Consider the following 17,735-nt stretch of genomic DNA (forward strand, 5'->3'; position numbering starts at 1 on the left):
GCCGCCGGACAATCATTCAGGAAAGGCCATCCCTTCGGGGGTGGCCTTTCCTGCGTTCCGGGGACTTTTACCCGAGCCCGGCACCCCGAGACCGGCACCCGGGCCTCCGCCCGCCAAGAGGTCGACGCCTGGGAGGCCCGGCCCCCCTGGCGTCAGGGGCGAACCCTTGACTCCGGAGGACGCGCCGGCCCCACTGAGGCCGGCGCGTCGGGCAGGGCCCGGCCGGAGCGACCCGGATCAGGAGCAATCTGGATCAGGGAGCGACCCGGATCAAGGCGTGATCCGGATCAAGGAGCTGTCCGGATCAGGGCGTGATGAACAATCAGGGCGTGATGAACAGGCCGTCGCCGACGGTCCGCTCGCTGCCGTCGGAGGGCCGGTTGATGACCTTGTGGTTGACCACCATCGCGGTCGAGCCGCCACCGTCGAGGTTCATCGCCTGCTTGGCGCCCAGCCAGCGCATCAGCTGAGCCGCCTCCACCATCGAGGCGCCCACGGTGACGCCCGGGTTGCGGCCGTCCACGGTCGCCAGGATCAGGCCGCCGGACTTGGTGATGCCGACCAGCGTGCGCGGGTGGCGGCGGAGCATCATCACGACCGACGCGTGCCCGTCGGCCTGGGCGGTGATCCGTACCCGGCCGTTCCTGAGGAGCCCGACGCCCCCGCCCATGATGTATGTCTCGGGGGTGAGGGGGACGGCCCGCTGCGTCCGCAGGTCGATGACTCTGGTGTCCAGCTTCATGATGGAGGTCTCCAGGGCGTGCTCCCGGAGCCAGTCGGCCATGATGCCGGTGCCGTGGAGCACGTAGGCGCCGCGCGGGACGGCGCCGCCGGCCTCCCGGGCGTTGACGATCCGCCCCTGGGCGTCGACCACGATCTCGGCGCCGCCGTCGGCCGCCGTCTTGGTGCCGAACTCCTCGGTGTAGAGAACGAGCTCGTCCGCTCCGGCGGCCCGGTTGACCCCCTTGACCTCGGTCTTCGCTCCGTCGGCGGGGATCGCGGTGATCGCCGTCTGCAGCTCGGTGATCCGAGCCTTGCGCCCGTTGATGACCAGGCCGCTGCGGCCGGGTACCGCCTCGCTGAGCAGCTTGCCGCCCACCACCGAGACGCCCATCGGGTCGCCCTGGAGCGCCCTGGGCGTGTGGATGTTGAAGAAGCCGCCGTTGACCCCGGCGATGGCCTTGGTGAGCTTGGACATGGAGCTGGTGGTCTCACGCTTGGCGACGCTGGTGCCGACGCTGGTCCTGAAGGATCCCTTGAAGGTCTTCGGGTCCACCATCAGCACGCGCATGTCCCAGGGGCCGGTGGTCTCCAGGCCGTCGTCGCCGAGATAGTCGGTCTTGGCCCGGATGCCGGCCTCCTTGAGCTCCTTCACCATCTTGTCGGCCTTGGCGCGCTGCTTGAACGTCCACAGGCCGACGCGGACCAGGTAGCGCTCCACGGCCGGAGCGTCCGCGGCGGCGGGCTGCACGATCTTCTCCACAGTGGGAGTGAAGCCCGCGGCCGCGACCTCTTCGGCCTTCGTCTGGGCGGTGGTCAGCCTGCCGTCGTCGTGCCCGTTGGGCATCAACACCGTCACGGTCCATCCCTGGGTGGACGTGCCGTACATCACGTTGAAGAGGTCGACCCCCGGCGCGATGCTGCGCTGGTTCTTGACCGGGATCCCGTTCTGGCCGAGCGGGAAAGCCGAGGAGGGGAAGGTCTGACCCGCCCGGTCGGCCTGGGCGGGAATCGCCGTGATGGTAAGTGCTATGGCTGAAAGCCCGACGATGATACGTCGCGACATGTATCTCTCCCCGTTGGTGACCAGACTTCGGTGCACCATCGTGCCGAGATCTACCTGTCAAGGGGAGCGAAACACGCCAAACACCACAAGAAAGTGTTGTCGCCTGGGCGGCGCCATATGCGGAACGACGGAATTCGCGTAGTCCCGGGCTGCCCCCATCGGGTCAACCGCGCTGGTCAATACGGGTTAGCCCACGTCGTTTCGCTGCGCGGGCGGCAATACGGCGCTACGGTGCAGTAGGCCGCATTCCCTCAGTTCAAGCGGCACGTCTTTCCGAGAGGCAGCCGTCATGGGGCTGAACATTCTCATTGTGATCATCGCGAGCATGGTCCTGGGTTTCATCCTTGGCGTGATCCTGGCGCGACCGCGCCGCTGGGATCTCTATGTCTGCGCGGACGACACCATCCACGTCGACGTCACATCCGACCGAGACGGCTAGGCGGGCGCGGACCGGCAGGCGCGACAGGCGGGCGCAGGCCGTACGGAATCTGGGTCCCGTACGGCCTGCGCCGTAAGCTCCGTCAGGACAGGCAGTGATAGACCTTGCGGAGGGTCTCGTGGACGATCCAGGTCGTCTTGGCGCCGTCGGCGAGCAGGCAGACCGATCCCGGGACGAGTTCGACGGCGGCGCCGCCCTCCACCTCCACGGTGGCCCGGCCGGACAGGACCACGAAGATCTCGTCGCGCTCGACGTCGGTCACCGTGCCCGGGGTGATCTCCCAGATTCCCCGGCTCTGGGAGCCGTCGGGGGAGGACCACAGCTCGGCCGAGGAGACCTGCGGTGAGCCGGCGATGATCTGGGCGGGGTCCAGCTCGTCGGGCGACAGCCGTACCTCGCCGGTGGGGACGGCGAAGATCCCGGCGGCGGTGACCATACGGGCCAGGTCGGCGGTCTCGGGGACGAGGATGTCAGGCATGGGGGCCTTTCAGGATCTTTCAGGTGCGGGGGTTGTCTCTCCGGAACGATTCCAGCGCCAGCAGCGCGACGTGAAGGGAGAGACAGGACTCGACATCGTCCAGGTCGGTGTCGAGGATCCGTTCCAGCCTACGGAGTCGGTCGTAGAAGGCGGGCCGGGACAGGTGGGCCTTCTGGGCGGCGACGGCCTTGTTGCGGCCGGAGTCGAGATAGACCCGGAGGATCCTGGTCAGGTCACCGCCGCGCTGGGCGTCGTGGGCCAGCAGGGGGCTGAGCTCGCGCTCGGCGAAGGTCTGCAGGCGGGCGTCGTCTCTGAGCAGGTGCAGCAGGCCGCGCAGGCGCAGGTCGGGGAGGCGGTAGAAGGCCCGGCCGTCGGGCTGCCGGACGGCCACGTCCGCGACCTGCTCCGCCTCGAGGAAGCTCCGCCGTACGTCACGGAGGGATTCGACCACCGAGCCGGCGGCGAGGACGAACGGGGTGGTGAAGGCCATGCGCAGGCGGTCGGCGAGCGTGGTCAGCGCGGGCTCGGGGAAGGTGCGCGGAGGCAGTGGGAGCAGGACGCCGACGCGGTTCTGGTTCAGGGCGCCGACCAGGGCGGGGAATCGGGCGTCGCGGCAGGCGGCCGCGGCGGCGTCGGCCAGTTCGCCGAGCCGGGCCAGCTGTTCCTGGCCGTCCAGCGCGCTCTCCGGGGGCTCGGTCAGGCGGAGCACCACGCTGATCAGCTTGCGGCCGGTCAGCGGGACGCCGACCGCCCGGGCGCGGGCCGCGGCCTCGTCGGGATCGGCGTAGGCGTGGGTGAGGATGCCGGTGATGATCGTGCCGTGGGCCTGGCGCTCCAGTGACTCCTGGTGGCGCTCCAGCAGGCGGCCGAGCGCGAGGGTGGTCGCGGCGCGTTCGGCGAGCACGATGTCGCGCGGGCCGGGCTCACCGTCGCAGAGCAGGATCAACCGGCCCCAGTCCTGCCCCCGGGCGCCGACCATGGTGACCAGCCAGCCGGAGGCCGAGTCGTAGGCGGTCCGCTCCTCCGGCGCCACCGCCCGGGACCGCGTCTCCCAGCTCGCCAGCAGCGTCCCGGTGTCACGCCCGGCCGTCTCGCAGGCGAGGACCTGGTGGGCGAGGTTCTCCAGCAGGACCGGCCGTCCGGACAGCCGCGCGACCTGGCTGAGCACCTCGGCGGGGGAGGCGCCCTCGACCGACAGCTCGGTGAAGACCTCGTGGAGCTGTTCGGAGGCGCGCAGCTCCTCCAGCTGGATGTCGATGATCCTGGCGTGGACCGACTCGGTGATCTGCACGAACGGGGTCTCGCGGGCCAGCGTGATCAACGGCAGGCCGTGCTCCTCGGCGGCGCTGACCACGCCCCGGGGCAGTTCCCTGACGAACTTGCGGCCCAGTTCCACGATCAGCCCGGAGGCGCCCACGGCGGCCAGCTCCGCGACGTACTGGACCAGTCTCTCGGGGGCGTCGGGGAGCGCGACGCCGGTGGTGAGCACCAGCTCTCCGCCGCGCAGCAGGTGGGCGATGTCGGTGACCTCACCGACATGGACCCAGCGCACCCGGGTGTCCAGCCGGTCGGCTCCCGCGACGACCCGGGGGTTGCCTCGGCGGACGGTGTCCAGGGCGAGGACGTCGGCGATGGTAGGGAGCACACACCGAGAGTATCCGATCAGACTGTAAGTCCGGACGATAGTTGCATTACATCTTGTTGCGCCGATCCGGTTGCCGGTCCATGCCCGCCGCCTCGGCTGCCCACCCCCGCCATCAGCGACACCACTGAAGAGGATATGGTGGTGTTGAGATGGGAGGAGGGATCAAGATGTCCCGTCCCGGTTTCAAGGGTTTGATCTTCGCGGCCGTCTCGGCGGTCTGCTTCGGCTTCTCCGGCCCGCTGGCCAAGTCGCTCATCGACGCGGGGCTGTCGCCGCTGCAGGCGGTGTGGACAAGGCTCGCCGGGGCGGCGCTCGTGCTGCTCGTCGCGACCGCCCTGGTCCGGCCGTCCGCCCTCGCCGTCCCCCGACACCGGCTGCGCTTCGTCGCCGCCTACAGCCTGGTCGGCTTCGCCGCGGTGCAGGCCTTCTACTACGGCACGATCGCCCGCCTGCCGGTGGGGGTCGCGGTGCTGTTGGAGTACGCCTCGCCGGTCCTGGTACTGGCCTGGGTACGGCTGGCACGCCGGACCCGGCTGCCGCGTGCCGCCGCGGTCGGCGCCGTCCTGGCGGTCGGCGGGCTCGCCTGCGTCGTCGAGGTGTGGCGGGGTGTCCGCCTCGACGGGCTCGGCCTCGTGCTGGGCCTGGGGACGGCGGTCTGCGCCGCGGTGTACTTCCTGCTCAGTCAGGAGGCGGGAGACGACGTCCACCCGCTCGGCGCGCTCACGTGGGGACTGACCGGCGCGGCCGCCGTGCTCACGCCGCCGGCCGCGCCGTGGCACCTGCCCTGGGACCTGGCCACCGCCGATCTCGTGCTGGGCGGCTGGAGGCTGCCGGCCCCCGCGGTGGTCGGCTGGCTGGTAGTCGTCGGCACCGTGATCGCCTACGCCACCGGCATCGCGGCGGTGCGGGCCCTGACCGCCGCCGTCGCGGCCACGGTCGCCTCGCTGGAGGTGCTCGCCAGCATCCTCATCGCCTGGGTCCTGCTCGGCGAGGCGCTCGGCGCCCCCCAACTGCTCGGCGGCGCCCTGGTGCTGGCGGGTGCGCTCCTGGCGCAGCGGACGGCGGCCGTACGCCCTGCTCCGAGCTTCCGCGCATCTCTGGGCTTTCACGCATCGGCGCAGGTCAAGTCCTTGTCCTGGGGCATTAAGATTACTTGACCCTTTCCCCGCTGAGAGGCGCGATGATGAGCATGGTTGAGGCTTCTGGCTCGGTGGCGCGCGGCTCCGCGCCGGGCGTCGAGGAGCTGGATCTCCGTCAGCTTCTGGCCGGGCTCACGGCCGTGCGTGACGGCGACTTCGGCACTCGCCTGCCCGACGACGGCGACGGGCTGCTCAAAGAGATCGCCACCGTGTTCAACGGCATGGTGGACCAGCTCTCCCTGTTCACCTCCGAGGTGACGCGCGTGGCCCGTGAGGTGGGCACCGAGGGACAGCTGGGCGGCCAGGCCGACGTGCCCGGCGTCTCCGGCACGTGGAAGGACCTGACCGACTCGGTCAACGCCATGGCGGGCAACCTCACCGACCAGGTCCGCGACATCGCCCAGGTCGCGACCGCGGTGGCGACCGGCGACCTGTCACAGAAGATCACCGTGGACGTCCGGGGCGAGATCCTGGAGCTGAAGAACACCCTCAACACGATGGTCGACCAGCTGTCGTCCTTCGCCGACGAGGTGACGAGGGTGGCCCGTGAGGTGGGCACCGACGGCCGGCTCGGCGGCCAGGCCGAGGTGACCGGCGTCGCCGGCACCTGGCGCGACCTGACCGACTCGGTGAACTTCATGGCGGGCAACCTCACCGACCAGGTCCGCAGCATCGCCCAGGTCACCACGGCGGTGGCCAAGGGCGACCTGTCACAGAAGATCACCGTGGACGCCCGGGGCGAGATCCTGGAGCTGAAGAACACCATCAACACCATGGTCGACCAGCTGTCGTCCTTCGCCGACGAGGTCACCCGGGTGGCCCGTGAGGTGGGCACCGACGGCCGGCTCGGCGGCCAGGCCGACGTCAAGGGCGTCTCCGGCACCTGGCGTGACCTGACCGACTCGGTGAACTACATGGCGGGCAACCTCACCGACCAGGTGCGGAACATCTCGCAGGTGGCCACGGCCGTCGCCCGCGGCGACCTGTCACAGAAGATCACCGTCTCGGCCCGGGGCGAGATCCTGGAGCTGAAGAACACCCTCAACACGATGGTCGACCAGCTGTCGTCCTTCGCCGACGAGGTGACGAGGGTGGCCCGTGAGGTGGGCACCGACGGCCGGCTCGGCGGCCAGGCCGACGTCAAGGGCGTCTCCGGCACCTGGAAGGCGCTCACCGAGTCGGTGAACGTGATGGCCGACAACCTCACCGCCCAGGTGCGCAGCATCGCCCAGGTCACCACGGCGGTGGCCAAGGGCGACCTGTCGCAGAAGATCAGGGTGGACGCGCGCGGGGAGATCATGGAGCTGAAGGAGACCATCAACACGATGGTCGACCAGCTCTCGGCCTTCGCCGACGAGGTGACGAGGGTGGCCCGTGAGGTCGGCACCGAGGGCAACCTCGGCGGCCAGGCCACCGTCCGGGGGGTGTCCGGCACCTGGAAGGACCTCACCGACAACGTCAACTCGATGGCCGACAACCTCACCAGCCAGGTGCGCTCCATCGCGCAGGTCACCACGGCCGTCGCCCGCGGCGACCTGTCGCAGAAGATCACGGTTGAGGCCAAGGGAGAGGTCGCCGCGCTCGCGCAGACCATCAACACCATGGTCGACACGTTGAGCGCGTTCGCCGACGAGGTGACGAGGGTGGCCCGCGAGGTCGGCACCGAGGGCGAGCTGGGCGGTCAGGCCCGCGTGCCCAACGTGGCCGGCACGTGGAAGGACCTCACCGACAACGTCAACTCGATGGCCGGCAACCTCACCAACCAGGTCCGCAACATCGCCCAGGTCACCACGGCGGTCGCCCAGGGCGACCTGACCAAGAAGATCGACGTGGACGCCCGGGGCGAGATCCTGGAGCTGAAGACCACGATCAACACGATGGTCGACCAGCTGTCGTCCTTCGCCGCCGAGGTCACCCGGGTGGCCCGCGAGGTGGGCAGCGAGGGGCGCCTCGGCGGGCAGGCCGAGGTCGAGGGCGTCTCCGGGACCTGGAAGCGGCTGACCGAGAACGTCAACGAGCTGGCCGGCAACCTGACCCGCCAGGTCCGCGCGATCGCCGAGGTGACCAGCGCCGTGACCTCGGGCGACCTCACCAGGTCGATCACCGTCGACGCCTCCGGCGAGGTGGCCGAGCTCAAGGACAACATCAACTCCATGGTGAAGTCCCTGCGCGAGACCACCCTGGCCAACCAGGAGCAGGACTGGCTCAAGTCGAACCTGGCCCACATCTCCGGGCTCATGCAGGGACACCGCGACCTCGCCGTCGTGGCCGAGCTGGTGATGAACGAGCTGGCCCCGCTGGTCTCCGCCCAGTGCGGGACGTTCCTGCTCGCGGAGGAGACCCCGGACGGCGCGGAGCTGCGGGTGGTCGGCGGATACGGTCACCGGGAGACCGGCCGTCGTTACGCCCTCGGCGACTCGCTCGTGGGACAGGCCGCGCTCGTCAAGCGCCCCATCCTGGTGGAGGACATCGCCGCCGGTTATCTCACGATCTCCTCCAGCCTGGGGGTGGCGGGTCCGGTCAACCTCATCGTGCTGCCGATCATCGTCGAGGACCAGGTGCTCGGCGTGATCGAGCTGGCCAGCCTCAACAGGTTCACCCAGGTGCATCGGGCCTTCCTCGAACAGCTGGTGGGGACCATAGGCGTCAACGTCAACACGATCGTCGCCAACGCCCGCACCGACTCCCTGCTCGCCGAGTCGCAGCGGCTCGCGACCGAGCTCCAGGTCGGGCAGGAGGAGCTGCAGCGCTCCAACGCCGAGCTGGAGGAGAAGGCGGAGCTGCTGGCCCGCCAGAACCGCGACATCGAGACGAAGAACAGCGAGATAGAGCAGGCCCGGCAGGAGCTGGAGGAGCGGGCCAAGCAGCTCGCGCTCGCCTCCAAATACAAGAGCGAGTTCCTGGCCAACATGAGCCACGAGCTGCGCACCCCGCTCAACTCGCTGCTGATCCTCGCCCAGCTGCTGGCCCAGAACCCGGCCCGCAACCTCACCGCCAAGCAGGTGGAGTACGCCAACGTCATCCACTCGGCCGGCACCGACCTGCTCCAGTTGATCAACGACATCCTCGACCTGTCCAAGATCGAGGCCGGCAAGATGAACATCAGCCTCGAATCCCTGCCCCTGCGACAGCTCCTCGACTACGTCGAGGCGACCTTCCGCCCGCTGACCACGGAGAAGGGGCTGCGCTTCGACGTCAGCGTCGCGCCGGAGGTGCCCGAGGAGCTGCTCGTGGACGAGCAGCGGCTACGCCAGGTGCTGCGGAACCTGCTGTCCAACGCGGTGAAGTTCACCGAGACGGGCTCGGTCCAGCTCCGCATCGAACGGACCGACAAGGTGGACCTCCCGGGAGCCCCCGGGCAGGAGGTCCTCGCCTTCCACGTCGTGGACACCGGCATCGGCATCGCCAAGGAGAACCTCTCCCAGATCTTCGACGCCTTCCAGCAGGCCGACGGCACCACCAGCCGCAAATACGGCGGCACCGGGCTGGGTCTGTCCATCAGCCGTGAGATAGCCGCGCTGTTCAACGGCGAGCTCCAGGCGGTCAGCGCCCTGGGTGAGGGCAGCACCTTCAGCCTCTTCCTGCCGATCGCGGATGTCGCCCCGGCCGGCGCCGGCCCGGCCGTCAGGCAAGCCACGGGGCTCGCGCTGCAGCCGGTCGGCGCGGCGCCCGAGAGGTTCGGCGGGGACGGCCGCCGGCTGCTCGTCGTGGAGTCCCGGCTCAACGGCCTGCTCTCCCAGCTCGCCGAGAGCGTCGTCGCCGACCTGACCGGGACCCACGGGCCGGTCTGGGTCTCCACCGCCAACGACCCCGCGACCGCCCTGGAGATCCTGAACAGGGGCGGCCACCAGTGCGTCGTGCTCGACCTGGGCATGGGGCAGGACGGGGCGGCGGAGTTCCTCCGCGGGCTCGACGAGGACCCGGCCCTGCGCGGGCTCCCCGTGCTCGCCCATCACAGCCGTACGCTCACCCGGCCGCAGGAGAACCTGCTCAAGGGCCGCTCCAACACCCAGCCGCTGGAGCTCCTGCCCAGCCTCGACGAGCTGCGTGAACGCATCACCCTGCACCTGTCGGCCCAGGAGCCGGGCCATGTCCTGCCGCTGGTCCAGCCCAGCCCCGACGAACGGCCGCGGGCGCTGGAGGAGGCGGACACCATGCTGATGAACCGCAAGGTGCTGGTCATCGACGACGACGTGCGCAACGTGTTCGCGCTGACCAACATCCTCGAACTCCACGGCATGCAGGTGCTCTACGCGGAGAACGGCCGCAAGGGCATCGAGACGCTGTCGCGCAACGAGGACGTCGACCTTGTCCTGATGGACATCATGATGCCGGAGATGGATGGTTACGCCGCCACCGCCGCCATCCGCAAGATGCCGCGCTTCGCCCACCTGCCGATCATCGCGGTGACCGCCAAGGCCATGCAGGGCGACCGGGACAAGACCCTGGCCGCGGGGGCCAGCGACTACGTCACCAAGCCGGTCGACGCCCAGGAGCTGCTCTCCCGTATACAGCAGTGGATGGGACTGTGAGCGGTGTCCCGCCGCGTGCGGCGGCGACCGAGTGGTGACCGCCGCGCGCGGGCGGGCCCCTGAGCGCTGACCTCCGTGGGCGGAGGGCCGCCCGGTGATGGTCGCGCCGCTTGGCGACGGTGGCGCCGCGCGATGATGGTCGCGCCAGGCGGCCGGTGCGATGACGGGCGTCCCGGGCCTGGATGACGGGCGTCCCGGGCCGATGGATCACATCCCCGGGGTCCGTGGGTCACGCCCGGGGTCCGTGGGTCATGTCCCAGGCCGATGGGTCACAATGGCCCCTCGGAGGTGGCAGTGGTGATGCGGCGCGGTGTCGTGGCGACGCTGGTCTCGGCGGCGGGTTTCGGGTTCATGCCCGTCTTCGCGTTCTACGCCTACGACACGGGAATGTCGGTGACGACACTTCTCATGCTGCGGTTCGCGATCGCGGCGGCGGTGTTCCTCGGGTGGCTGGGGCTGCGCGGCAGGCTCGGGCGGCTGACGGGGCGGCAGTGGATGACCCTGGCACTGCTGGGCGGCGGCATGTACGCCACGCAGTCGCTGCTGTACTTCACGGCGGTCCAGCGCATCGCGCCGGCTCTCGCCGTGCTGCTGCTGTACGTGTATCCGGGGCTCGTCTCGGTCCTGTCGGCGGTGGTGGAACGCACCAGGCTGAGCTGGACCGTCGTCGGGCCGATCCTGGTGTCACTGGCCGGGCTGACACTGGTGGTGGGCCCGCTCGACGCCGGCCTCGACGTTCTCGGCGTGCTCGCCGCGGTCGGGTCCGCCGTGGCCTACGCCTGCTACATCGTCCTGGGCAGCAAGGTCTCCGCCTCGCTGTCCCCCACGGTCACCACGGCCTACCTGGCGGTGTTCGCCACGGGTTCGTTCGCGCTGCTGGGGCTGGCGACCGGCGGGCTGGATCTCGGCTTCGCGCCGGCCGGCTGGGGCTGGGCGGCGGCCGTGGCGATCGTGTCGACCGTGCTCGCGATCGCGCTGTTCTTCGTCGGGGCCACGGCGCTCGGCCCGGTCCGCGCGTCGATCCTCAGCATGCTGGAGCCCGTCGTGGCGGTGCTCGCCACGTGGCTGCTGCTGGGCGGGGCCCTGTCGTGGCCACAGCTCGCCGGTGGGGCGGTCGTGCTGGCCGGCGCGGTCTGGGGCATCCTGGCGAACTCGGCCCGTGGTGACGCCCCGGCGGAGGAGGAGACCCCGGCCGTGCCGGCGTCCTCGAAGAGAACGGCCGCGTAGGAGACCGCCTCACGAGAGGAGACCACCTCACGAGAGGAGACCACCTCACGCCGGCCGCCCCGTCTCCGGTCTTCACCCTCCCCGGCCTGGGGGCCGTCGTCTTCGAGCCCCGTGCCTCTCCGGCCTGCGGGCTCGCGCCTTGCGGGGGCCGTCGTCTCCACCCTCCCGGCCTCACGCCTTGCGGGGGTCCGCCGTCTCCACCCTCCCGGCCTCGTGCTCCGGGTGGGCCTGCCCCAGGCGGGCCTGCAGGCCGTCGAGGAAGCACATCAGGCCGAAGTCGAAGCTGAGCAGGCGGGTGGTCTCGACGTCGATCTCGGTGCCGTAGTACTTCGCGTGGCGCGCGGCCAGCTCGGGATGGTTGCGGGACGCCTGCTTCACCAGGGGTCTCATCGTCGCCAGCGCCTCCTCGGTGCTCATCTCGCCCGTGTTGGTGATCCTGCGCCAGGTGAGCTCGGGTGTCGTCGCGCCCAGCACGTACGACATGAGCGCGGAGGAGGCGTAATCCTGCTCCAGACCCTTGAACCCGGCCAGCGTGAACGTGCGCAGCAGCTGGGCCGCCAGCTCCATCGCGTTGGGGCCGAGGGCCGGTCTGGTGCCGATCAGCGCGGCCGCCCAGGGATGCGCCAAGAGCGTCGCGCGCAGGCCGTAGGCGAACACCGAGGCCGTGTCCCGCCAGCCGATCACGCTGGGATCGGGCAGCGGCACCTTGCCGAAGACCTCGTCCATGACGAGTTCGAGCAGCTCGTCCTTGTTGGCCACGTGCCAGTAGATGCTGGTCGCGCCGGAGCCGAGCCTGGCGCCCAGGCGGCGCATGCTCAGCGCGTCGAGTCCTTCGGCGTCGAGCAGTTCCATGGCCGCGCGCACGATCTGGTCGCGGCTGAGCGCCGGACTCCTGGAGGTACGGGGCTCGCGGGTCCAGACCGAGGTGAAGTGCTGTTTCACCACTCAAGCATAAATCCACTCGCACGCCGTTCGAGAATTGTCGTACGCTGTGCGGGTGGAATCGAACACTGTGCGAGCAGAGCCGCACCCCCGGCGCTGGTGGATCCTTGGCGTGCTCTGCCTGAGCCTGCTCGTCCTCGTCGTGGACAACACCGTCCTGAATCTGGCCATCCCGGCCCTGATGACCGACCTGGGTGCCAGTCCCTCGGACATCCAATGGATCATCGACGCCTACATCCTGGTCTTCGCCGGGCTGCTGCTCACCTCCGGCAGCCTGTCCGATCGCTACGGCCGCAAGCGTTTCCTGATCATCGGCCTGGTGCTGTTCGGCGGGGCCTCGCTGATCGCCCTGCTGGTCACCGAGCCCTGGCAGCTCATCGCCGCCCGGGCCCTGATGGGCGTCGGCGGCTCCATCCTGATGCCGAGCACCCTGTCGATCCTGATCACCGTCTTCGACGACAGCGAGCGCCGCAAGGCCATCGCCGCGTGGAGCGCGGTGGCCATGGTCGGCGTGATCGCCGGTCCCACGCTGGGCGGTTTCCTGCTGGAGCACTACTGGTGGGGCTCGATCTTCCTGCTCAACGTGCCGATCACGGTCGTGGCCGTCGTCGCGGCCGTGCTGCTGATGCCCGAGACCCGCGGCCCGGCCCGCCGGCTCGACCCGGTCGGCGTGGTGCTGTCCACCACCGGTATGAGCGCCCTGGTCTACGTGGTGATCTCGGCGCCGGGCAAGGGCTGGACCTCCTCCCAGGTGGTGGTCGCCGCGGTGCTGACCGTACTGGCGCTGGGCGGGTTCGTGCTCTGGGAGCGGAGGTCGGCGCACCCGATGCTGCCGCTCGGGCTGTTCCGTGACCGCAACTTCAGCGGGTCGTCGTTCTCGATCGTGCTGATGTCGTTCGGCACCGGCGCGCTGCTGCTGATGCTGACCCAGTATCTGCAGTTCGTGCTGGGCTACGGTCCCATGCAGGCCGGCCTGGCGCTGCTGCCGTACGCCGTGGCCGCCGCCCTCTTCAACGCGGTCGGCGCGGGGCTCGGGCAGAAGGTCAGCAACCGCACGCTGGTCGCGGTGGGAATGTCCGTGATGGCCCTCGGCTTCGGCGTGCTCGCCTTCATGACCGCCGACACCGGATACGGCATGATGATCACCGGTCTGATGCTCATGGGCGTCGGCGGCGGCCTGACCGGGCCCGCGGCCTACGCGACCCTGATGGGCGCGGTGCCGCCCGAGCACGCCGGCGTGGGGTCGGCGCTCAACGACACCGTCCAGCAGGTGGGCATGGCGCTCAGCGTGGCCGTGCTCGGCAGCGTGCTGGCCGGGGTCTACACCTCGTCGATGCCCGCCGGGGCCCCGGCCGCGGCCCGGGACTCGATCGGCGGCGCGCTCCTGCTCGGGGATCCCGGGCTGGCCCGGACCGCGCGGGAGGCGTTCGTCTCGGCCATGGCGTTCGGCTCCTGGGTGGGCGTCGGCTTCACCCTCGCGGCCGCCGCGCTGGCGTTCGCGGTGCTGCGTCCCGCCCCCGCGGCCCCGGCCTCAGAGCCGGACCTGGTGGAAACGGGGAGCTGAGACGTTCTCCAGGCTGTCGAGCTTGTGCACCCGCTCGTCGTGGCCGATCTGCCGGAGCAGGTCGGCCACCGACGCGTAGCGGCCGTACTCGGCGGCGTAGGTGCCCGGGTCGGGCTGGAACTCCAGCTCGGGGTGCTCGGCGACATACGTCATGTACTCGTGCTCGGCGTGGTCCTCGAACTCGGCGTTGAGCCTGTAGCTCAGTTCCGGCCTGACCAGGAACAGCACCCAGGACACGTGGTAGTAGAAGAACGCGATGAACCAGGGCGCGAGCCTGTGCAGCAGCCAGTTCTGCCGGTCGCCGTTGCGCTGGACGAGGTCCTGCATGATGAGCAGGTGCCACTGCTCGTTGTCCTGGTCGGCGCGGGCCTCCACGATCCGGTCGAAGACCCGCCTGGCCAGGGCGGACCTGCCGTGGTGGCGGTGGAGCGCCCAGTAGCCCATGCGCTCCCAGGCCTGGTACGGCACGCGGGCGATGATCTCCAGCATGGCGAACTTCGTGTACGAGCCCTCCCTGCCGTAGAGCAGGTCCACGGGCTTGAACATCATCTTGGCGAGCAGGCCGTACTCCATCCTCGGGGAGTCCAGCGTCTCGCGCTGGGCGGTCCTGAGCCGGTGGCCGTCGAGCTTGGGCGGGCCGGCCGGGGCCTCGGGGCGGTCGATCGTGAGGGTCATGGCGGGGGTGCCTCTCGTCGGATCTCGTCGGTCTCGTCGGATGACTCGATGGTGGAGGAGGAGACCCCCGCCGGTCGTCGGCCGTGGGGATGCGGACGCGGTGCCTCTCCGGGAGTAACCGGCGCCCCCGCGCTACACCGCCAGGCGGACGGGACATCCCCTAGGGGTAGAGGGATGTTCCGGGGAAAAGCCGCAAAAATTCATGCATTTCAGATTGCTTTAGTAGGAAATTTGGGTGACGATGAGGGCATGAGTCGCTCAGCCGCGGTCGCCGGCCGCCCTCCCGGGGCGCGGCCCCTCGTGGCCGTCTGACCCTGTGCCCGGACGGGGAACCTGGGGGGTGCTCCCGTCCGGTGTCCTGTACGGCTTGCGCCAACCGTCGCAGGGCGCAAGCCGTACAGGACCCCTCCGCCCCGCGCCGGCGGGCTGGCCGGCCGTGGAGGACCCCACGGTGACAATGTGACGGGTTAACCGGACATCTCCCGACACATTGATGGTGGGAGCGGCCGCCCCGAGCCGCGATACTCGATACATGTCGGACCTTCTTGCACGCCACCGGGCGGTAATGCCCAACTGGGTGGCCCTTTACTACAACGAGCCCATCGAGATCGTCGGCGGCAAGGGCAACCGGGTCGTCGACGAGTCGGGCAAAAGCTATCTGGATTTCTTCGCGGGCATCCTGACCAACATGATCGGGTACGACGTGCCCGAGGTGCGTGAGGCCGTCGAGCGCCAGCTCGCCACCGGCGTCGTGCACACCTCCACGGTCTACCTGCTCCGCGGCCAGGTCGAGCTCGCCGAGAAGATCGCCAGGCTGTCCGGCATCAAGGACGCCAAGGTCTTCTTCACCAACTCCGGCACCGAGGCCAACGAGACCGCGCTGCTGCTGGCGACCTACGCGCGCAAGTCCGACCAGGTGCTCGCCATGCGGCAGAGCTACCACGGCCGCTCCTTCGGCGCGATCAGCGTGACCAGCAACCGCAGCTGGAAGAACAACTCGCTGTCGCCGCTGAACGTGCACTTCCTGCACGGCGCCGACCGCCACCTCACCCAGTTCCGCGGGCTGTCGGACGCCGACTACATCGCCGCCTGCGTCGACGACCTGCGTCACGTGCTCGCCACCTCCGTCGCGAGCGACGTGGCCGCGCTGATCGCCGAGCCGATCCAGGGCGTGGGCGGGTTCACCATGGCCCCCGACGGGCTGTTCGCCGCCTACAAGGAGGTCCTGGACGAGCAGGGCATCCTGCTCATCTCCGACGAGGTGCAGACCGGCTGGGGCCGCACCGGCTCGGCGTTCTTCGGCATCCAGAACCACGGTGTCACGCCGGACATGATGACCTTCGCCAAGGGGCTGGGCAACGGTTTCGCGGTCGGCGGCGTCGTGGCCCGCGGCGACCTGATGGACAACCTGCACGCGGTCGGCCTCGCGACCTTCGGCGGCAACCCGATCTCGATGGCCGCCGCCAACGCGACGCTGGACTACGTGCTCGACCACGACCTGCAGGCGAACGCGGCCCGGACCGGCACCCTGATCATCGACGGGCTCCACGAGGCCGCGGCCCGCCTGCCGATCGTCGGCGACGTCCGCGGGAAGGGCCTGATGTTCGCCGTCGAGCTGGTCGACCCGGCGACCGGCGCCCCCTCCCCGGCGCTCGCGGCCCGGTTCATGGAGGAGACCAAGAAGGCCGGTCTGCTCGCGGGCAAGGGCGGCCTGCACGGCAACGTGCTCCGCATGGCCCCGCCCCTCACCCTGACGACGGACGAGGCCGCCGAGGGCCTCGGGATCATCGTCAACGCGCTCGAAGTCATCAACGCTGAGGTCGTCTCGTCGTGAAGAACGTCACCCACTGGATCAACGGAGCCCCCGCCGAGGGCTCCGGCCGCACCTCCGAGATCTTCAACCCGGCGACGGGCGAGGTCAGCGGACGGGTCCACCTGGCCTCGGTGGCCGAGGTCGACGCGGCCGTGGCCGCCGCCGCCGCGGCCTACCCGGCCTGGCGGGACGCCTCGCTGGTCAAGCGGTCCCAGGTGCTCTTCCGCTTCCGTGAGCTGATGTACGCCAACCGTGACGAGCTCGCCCGGCTCATCTCGGCCGAGCACGGCAAGGTCCACTCCGACGCGCTGGGCGAGGTGGCCCGCGGCCTGGAGGTCGTGGAGTTCGCCTGCGGCATCCCGCACCTGCTCAAGGGCGGTTTCTCCGAGGGCGTCTCCACCCGCGTCGACTCCTACTCGATCCGCCAGCCGCTGGGCGTCGTGGCCGGGATCACGCCGTTCAACTTCCCGGCCATGGTGCCGATGTGGATGTTCCCCATCGCGATCGCCGCGGGCAACGCCTTCATCCTCAAGCCGTCCGAGAAGGACCCGTCGGCCTCGCTGCTGATGGCCGCGCTCTGGCGGGAGGCCGGGCTGCCGGACGGCGTCTTCAACGTCGTCCAGGGCGACAAGGTGGCGGTGGACCGGCTGCTGGAGCACCCGGACGTGCGGGCCGTCTCGTTCGTCGGGTCCACGCCCATCGCCCGATACGTCTACGAGACCGGGACCTCCCACGGCAAGCGGGTCCAGGCGCTGGGCGGCGCCAAGAACCACATGCTCGTCCTGCCCGACGCCGACCTCGACCTCGTCGCCGACGCGGCGGTGTCGGCGGGCTTCGGCTCGGCGGGCGAGCGCTGCATGGCGATCTCCGTCGTGCTGGCGGTGGACCCGGTCGGCGACGAACTGGTCGACAAGATCGTCTCGCGGGTCTCCGAGCTGACCATCGGCCCCGGCGACGACCCGGCCTCCCAGATGGGTCCCCTCGTCACCGAGGTCCACCGCGACAAGGTCGCCTCCTACCTCGACCTGGGCGTCTCCGAGGGCGCCAAGCTCGTCGTGGACGGCCGCCAGACGCCGGTCCTCGGCGGCGGCGCCGCCGCCGAGACTCCGGGCTTCTGGCTCGGCCCCACGGTCCTCGACCACGTCCCGGCCGGCTCCCGGGTCCACCAGGAGGAGATCTTCGGCCCGGTCCTGGCGATCGTGCGCGTGTCCTCCTACGAGGAGGGGCTGGAGCTGATCAACGGCGGCGAGTTCGGCAACGGCACCGCGGTCTTCACCAACGACGGCGGCGCCGCCCGGCGCTTCCAGAACGAGGTGGAGGTCGGGATGATCGGCATCAACGTGCCGATCCCGGTGCCGATGGCCTTCTACAGTTTCGGCGGCTGGAAGGCCTCGCTGTTCGGTGACACCCACGTGCACGGGACCGAGGGCGTGCACTTCTACACCCGGGGCAAGGTCGTCACCTCGCGCTGGCTCGACCCGAGCCACGGCGGAGT

12 protein-coding genes are annotated in these 17,735 nt (G+C 70.1%); 7 read left to right on the forward strand and 5 right to left on the reverse strand.

From position 1 onward, the window contains the following. Positions 1–322: 322 nt before the first annotated feature. The gene (locus tag ACWDS7_RS35650; protein ID WP_451932844.1) at positions 323–1,786 is read right to left on the reverse strand and encodes a phosphodiester glycosidase family protein; all 1,464 of its coding nucleotides are present in this window, start codon (positions 1,784–1,786) and stop codon (positions 323–325) included. A gap of 289 nt (positions 1,787–2,075) precedes the next feature. Here ACWDS7_RS35650 and ACWDS7_RS35655 point away from each other — a divergent pair, with 289 nt between their 5' ends. After that, on the forward strand, positions 2,076–2,225 hold the full coding sequence (locus ACWDS7_RS35655) for a hypothetical protein (RefSeq protein ID WP_451932845.1): 150 nt from the start codon (positions 2,076–2,078) through the stop codon (positions 2,223–2,225). 82 nt (positions 2,226–2,307) lie between these two features. Here the strand turns inward: ACWDS7_RS35655 and ACWDS7_RS35660 are convergent, their stop codons facing one another. After that, positions 2,308–2,703: a cupin domain-containing protein gene (locus ACWDS7_RS35660; RefSeq protein ID WP_451932846.1), complete on the reverse strand. Its 396-nt coding sequence runs from the start codon at positions 2,701–2,703 to the stop codon at positions 2,308–2,310. A 19-nt stretch (positions 2,704–2,722) separates the two neighbouring features. Then, the gene (locus tag ACWDS7_RS35665) at positions 2,723–4,348 is read right to left on the reverse strand and encodes a PucR family transcriptional regulator (RefSeq protein WP_451932847.1); all 1,626 of its coding nucleotides are present in this window, start codon (positions 4,346–4,348) and stop codon (positions 2,723–2,725) included. Positions 4,349–4,515: 167 nt separating this feature from the next. Here ACWDS7_RS35665 and ACWDS7_RS35670 point away from each other — a divergent pair, with 167 nt between their 5' ends. The 3 genes from ACWDS7_RS35670 (at position 4,516) to ACWDS7_RS35680 (ending at position 11,246) form a co-directional block, all read left to right on the forward strand. Next, on the forward strand, positions 4,516–5,505 hold the full coding sequence (locus tag ACWDS7_RS35670) for an EamA family transporter (protein ID WP_451932848.1): 990 nt from the start codon (positions 4,516–4,518) through the stop codon (positions 5,503–5,505). 32 nt (positions 5,506–5,537) lie between these two features. Further along, positions 5,538–10,019: a HAMP domain-containing protein gene (locus tag ACWDS7_RS35675; protein WP_451932849.1), complete on the forward strand. Its 4,482-nt coding sequence runs from the start codon at positions 5,538–5,540 to the stop codon at positions 10,017–10,019. Between the two features lie 300 nt (positions 10,020–10,319). Further along, positions 10,320–11,246, forward strand: a complete 927-nt coding sequence (locus ACWDS7_RS35680; protein ID WP_451932850.1) for a DMT family transporter — start codon at positions 10,320–10,322, stop codon at positions 11,244–11,246. Between the two features lie 171 nt (positions 11,247–11,417). On the opposite strand, the gene ACWDS7_RS35685 is transcribed toward ACWDS7_RS35680, so the two are convergent. Next, positions 11,418–12,188: a TetR/AcrR family transcriptional regulator C-terminal domain-containing protein gene (locus ACWDS7_RS35685; RefSeq protein WP_451932851.1), complete on the reverse strand. Its 771-nt coding sequence runs from the start codon at positions 12,186–12,188 to the stop codon at positions 11,418–11,420. A gap of 55 nt (positions 12,189–12,243) precedes the next feature. Here ACWDS7_RS35685 and ACWDS7_RS35690 point away from each other — a divergent pair, with 55 nt between their 5' ends. Beyond that, complete coding sequence (locus tag ACWDS7_RS35690; protein WP_451932852.1) at positions 12,244–13,752, forward strand: MFS transporter; 1,509 nt, start codon at positions 12,244–12,246, stop codon at positions 13,750–13,752. Here the strand turns inward: ACWDS7_RS35690 and ACWDS7_RS35695 are convergent. After that, entirely contained in the window at positions 13,720–14,427 is a 708-nt protein-coding gene (locus ACWDS7_RS35695; protein ID WP_306856716.1) for an alternative oxidase, read from the reverse strand. The genes ACWDS7_RS35690 and ACWDS7_RS35695 overlap by 33 nt on opposite strands. A 532-nt stretch (positions 14,428–14,959) precedes the next feature. On the opposite strand from ACWDS7_RS35695, the gene ACWDS7_RS35700 reads away from it, so the two are divergent. Both ACWDS7_RS35700 and ACWDS7_RS35705 read left to right on the forward strand, forming a co-directional pair. Then, positions 14,960–16,261, forward strand: a complete 1,302-nt coding sequence (locus tag ACWDS7_RS35700; protein WP_451932853.1) for an aspartate aminotransferase family protein — start codon at positions 14,960–14,962, stop codon at positions 16,259–16,261. Continuing rightward, positions 16,258–17,735: CoA-acylating methylmalonate-semialdehyde dehydrogenase (locus ACWDS7_RS35705; protein WP_451932854.1), on the forward strand; the 1,478-nt coding region annotated here is incomplete at its 3' end. The genes ACWDS7_RS35700 and ACWDS7_RS35705, both read left to right, overlap by 4 nt.

The organism is Streptosporangium sp. NPDC003464 (assembly GCF_053588315.1).

What these genes read in the sequence shown, in the direction of transcription:
- ACWDS7_RS35650 (WP_451932844.1), bottom strand. Translation starts at nt 1,786, where the DNA reads ATGTCGCGACGTATCATCGTCGGGCTTTCAGCCATAGCACTTACCATC.
- ACWDS7_RS35655 (WP_451932845.1), top strand. Translation starts at nt 2,076, where the DNA reads ATGGGGCTGAACATTCTCATTGTGATCATCGCGAGCATGGTCCTGGGT.
- ACWDS7_RS35660 (WP_451932846.1), bottom strand. Translation starts at nt 2,703, where the DNA reads ATGCCTGACATCCTCGTCCCCGAGACCGCCGACCTGGCCCGTATGGTC.
- ACWDS7_RS35670 (WP_451932848.1), top strand. Translation starts at nt 4,516, where the DNA reads ATGTCCCGTCCCGGTTTCAAGGGTTTGATCTTCGCGGCCGTCTCGGCG.
- ACWDS7_RS35675 (WP_451932849.1), top strand. Translation starts at nt 5,538, where the DNA reads ATGGTTGAGGCTTCTGGCTCGGTGGCGCGCGGCTCCGCGCCGGGCGTC.
- ACWDS7_RS35680 (WP_451932850.1), top strand. Translation starts at nt 10,320, where the DNA reads ATGCGGCGCGGTGTCGTGGCGACGCTGGTCTCGGCGGCGGGTTTCGGG.
- ACWDS7_RS35695 (WP_306856716.1), bottom strand. Translation starts at nt 14,427, where the DNA reads ATGACCCTCACGATCGACCGCCCCGAGGCCCCGGCCGGCCCGCCCAAG.
- ACWDS7_RS35700 (WP_451932853.1), top strand. Translation starts at nt 14,960, where the DNA reads ATGTCGGACCTTCTTGCACGCCACCGGGCGGTAATGCCCAACTGGGTG.